Source organism: bacterium (genome assembly GCA_020440705.1).
Taxonomy (GTDB): domain Bacteria; phylum Krumholzibacteriota; class Krumholzibacteriia; order LZORAL124-64-63; family LZORAL124-64-63; genus JAGRNP01.
The window spans coordinates 2,588-5,862 of the sequence record JAGRNP010000177.1 but is presented as its reverse complement, the minus strand read 5'-3'; the positions used below and the strand labels follow the sequence as shown (position 1 = coordinate 5,862).

At 72.8% G+C, this 3,275-nt stretch carries 3 protein-coding genes and 1 pseudogene; 2 read left to right on the top strand and 2 right to left on the bottom strand.

The annotated features are described in order from the left end of the window. Positions 1–1,964 (bottom strand): serine/threonine protein kinase (locus tag KDM41_16930; protein ID MCB1185109.1); only part of this gene is annotated, 1,964 nt, incomplete at its 3' end. Further along, positions 1,957–2,556 (bottom strand): sigma-70 family RNA polymerase sigma factor, encoded by a 600-nt coding sequence (locus tag KDM41_16925; GenBank protein ID MCB1185108.1) that lies wholly within the window; start codon positions 2,554–2,556, stop codon positions 1,957–1,959. The genes KDM41_16930 and KDM41_16925, both read right to left, overlap by 8 nt. Before the next feature lie 209 nt (positions 2,557–2,765). Here KDM41_16925 and KDM41_16920 point away from each other — a divergent pair, with 209 nt between their 5' ends. Beyond that, entirely contained in the window at positions 2,766–2,990 is a 225-nt protein-coding gene (locus KDM41_16920; protein ID MCB1185107.1) for an AbrB/MazE/SpoVT family DNA-binding domain-containing protein, read from the top strand. Between the two features lie 10 nt (positions 2,991–3,000). Beyond that, a pseudogene (locus KDM41_16915) lies at positions 3,001–3,275 on the top strand (type II toxin-antitoxin system death-on-curing family toxin).

The following is a 3,275-nucleotide window of genomic DNA, read 5'->3' as shown; positions in this document are numbered from 1 at the left end:
GGGCCGTGCACCGCCGTCACCCGCGCGGCGAAGGCGGCGAAGGCGCTGTCGGCGGCGGCGGTCTCGCCGCGGGCGACGAGCAGGTCGGCGCGGTCGCTGTCCAGGCCCAGGTTGGGATCGCGCTCGGCCGCGGGCAGCGAGTCGCGCACCGCCGCCGCGAGGGCGAGCAGCGAGTCGGCGGCCGCCAGGTCGCCTGCCAACCGCGCCACGGTGCCGCGCAGGTGCAGGTTCTCGATCCGTTCGGCCACGTCGGGCCGGGGTTGGTCGGCAAGGGCGCTGTCGACGGCGGCGAACCACCGCGCGGCCAGGGCCAGGTCGCCGCGGTCGCGCGCCAGCTCGCCGAGCTCGCGCATGAGCCCGAGGCGGGGAACGGCCGGCGCCGCGGCCGTCAGTGCCCAGGCCCGGTCCAGGTGCTCCTGCGCCTGCGCCCAGGCGCCCAGCCGCATGTACGAGCGCCCGACCACGCGGCGCAGCTCGAGCTCCAGGGCCGGATCGTCGGCGTACGCGGCGGGGATCCGCGCCGCGGCCCGGTCCATGGCCTCGGCCACCGACAGCCCCGTCTCGCCGCCGGTCTGCAGCGGGTCGCGGTGGCCGAAGGTGTCGATGAAGAAGGCGTTCACCGCGCGGGCGATCTCGGCCTGCCGCCGCGCCTCGTCGCGGGCGCGGGTGGCCTGCACCGACTGCCAGGTGGTGCCGGCCAGTCCGGCCAGGAGCGCGGCAGCCACGAGCGCCGCCGCCGTGACGCCGCCCCGGTGCCGGCGCACGAACTTGCCGGCCCGGTAGCCCAGACCCGGCGGCCCCGCCTGCACCGGCTCGTGGGCCAGGTGCCGGCCGATGTCATCGGCGAAGGCGGCGGCCGTGTCGTAGCGCCGCTGCGGCTCCTTGGCCAGGGCCTTCATGACGATCCAGTCCAGGTCGCCGCTCACCTGCCGTCGCAGGGCCGCCGCCGGCGTGGCCCGGTTGTCGCCGATGTCGGCCTCGCCCGCAAGGGTCGCGAGCCGGGCGCTCGGCCGCGGCGGGTCGACCTCCCGCAGGATGCGCTGGATCTCCGCCACGCCCGCCAGGCGCAGGGTCTCCGGTTCGAAGGGCAGCCGCCCCACGATCAGTTCGTAGAGCAGCACGCCGAGGGAGTACACGTCGGTGCGCGTGTCCACGGCGCCCCCGCCGAGGGACGCCTGCTCCGGGCTCATGTACTCGGGCGTGCCGACGAGGCGGCCGTCCTCGGTGAACAGGGTCGCGCCGGTGTCCGCGTCGCGTTCCACCGCGCGGGCCACGCCGAAGTCGATGATGCGCGGCTGCGGCCGCCCGTCGACCTCGGTCACCAGCACGTTCGACGGCTTCAGGTCGCGGTGGATGATCCCCTTCTGGTGCGCGTGCTGCACGCCGGCGCACACCTGGCGGAAGAGCTCGAGCCGCGCCGCGTTGCCCAGCCGCCGCCGGTCGCACCAGGCGGTGATGGGCTCGCCCGCCACGTATTCCATGACGAAGTAGGGCCGCCCATTCGCCGCCATGCCCGCGTCGAACACCTTCGCGATGTGCGGATGGTCCATGGCCGCGAGCGCCTGCCGCTCCCGCTCGAAGCGCCGGATGATCTCCCGCGAGTCCATGCCCGGCTTGATGATCTTCAGCGCGACGGTGCGCTGCAGCGGCGCGGTCTGCTCGGCGAGGTACACGTCGCCCATGCCGCCCGAACCGATCCGCTCGCGCAGCCGGTACGGCCCGATGGCTTCGGGCACGTCGGCGGTGGCCGCGGGCTGCGGCGCGCCGTCGCCTTCGTCGTCCTCGCCGTCGTCATCCGGCCGGAAGGCCCCGATGCGCCCGAGGATGGCGAGGTTCCGCGCGATGCGCGTGTCGGCCGCGTCGAGGCCGCCGGCGAGGGAGTCGTCGCCGGTGATGTCGTTCAGCTCGCCCACCAGGTCGGCGAGGCGGTCGAGGCCGCGGCTGCCGTCGTCGCGCTCAGCCATGGACCGGCTCCCCCTCGTCCATGGCCCCGGCCAGGCGCAGCAGCGCGCGCTTGAAGGCCATGCGCGCCGCGTCGGGCGAGGCGCGGCCCGTGGTGTCGGCCAGCTCCTGGAAGCTGCAGTGGAACTCGAGCCGCCCGACGATGAGCTCGCGCTCGTCCGCATCCAGTCCGGCCAGGGCCGTCTCGTAGCGGTCGAGGGCGTCGCGGCCGAGCAGTTCCTCCAGCGGCGACGGCGTGTGGTCGGGCGCGTTCTCCAGCACGAGCGTCTGCGAAGCCTTGGGCTTCACCCGCTGCACCCGGTTGCGCAGGGCGTTGAGGATCGCCTGCCGCGTGTAGGCCTGGAAGCAGCCCGGGCTCTGGGGGTCGAAGTTCTCGAGCTTCGCGAGGGAGTTCACCAGCGCGTCCTGCACCAGGTCGCGCGTGTCGAGGGTGCCGCGGGCGTAGGCGGGCAGCCGGCCGCGGGCGAAGCGCTCGAGCCGGGGCAGGTAGCGCCGGCACAGCTCCTCGAGGGCCGCCTGGTCGCCGGACCGCGCCCCGCGCACGAGCACGAGCGTGGGGGTGTCGGCGTGGGGCTGGCGCGGGCCGGACGGCATGGGGCGCGGCTTTCGGGTCGGGAGGGGAGTCGGATACTCCTCTATTCTACCACAGGGGAGGGGTTTGGCGACTTTCGAGTTGACTGGAGGCGAAAAAAATACGAAAATATGAGCAGCGGAGACCGGCGGCAAACGAAACCGTTGACATCCCGGTGTCGGTGTTATAACATATGTAAAACCTCAACTGCAGGCCACCGGGAGGCCCACTCATGGTCAAGCTGACGATCCGCAAGGTCGGCAACTCCCTCGGGATGACACTGCCCGCCGAGGCCGCCAAGGCGCTCAGGGTGAAGGAAGGGGATGCCCTCTACCTGACCCGCACCCCCGACGGCTACCAGATCGTGCCCTACGACCCCGATTTCGAGCAGGCCATGCGCAAGGCCGAGGGCTTCATGGCTCGCTACCGCAATGCCCTGCGGGAGCTGGCCAAGTGAGGGGATCGGAATGAGCGACACCGAGCCCAGGTGGTTGACCGAAGAGGTCATTCATGCCATCCACGGCATGCTGCTCGCCGAACACGGCGGCGGCACGGGCATCCGCGACGAGGGGCTGCTCGCATCGGCCCTGGCGGCTCCGCGAAACCGATTCGGCTACGGAGATCAGGACGTCTTCAATCTGGCCGCCGCCTACGCGTTCGCCCCGGTGCGCAACCATCCCTTCGTCGACGGGAACAAGCGCACGGCGTTCACCGCGGCCGGCGTGTTCCTCGAACTGAACGG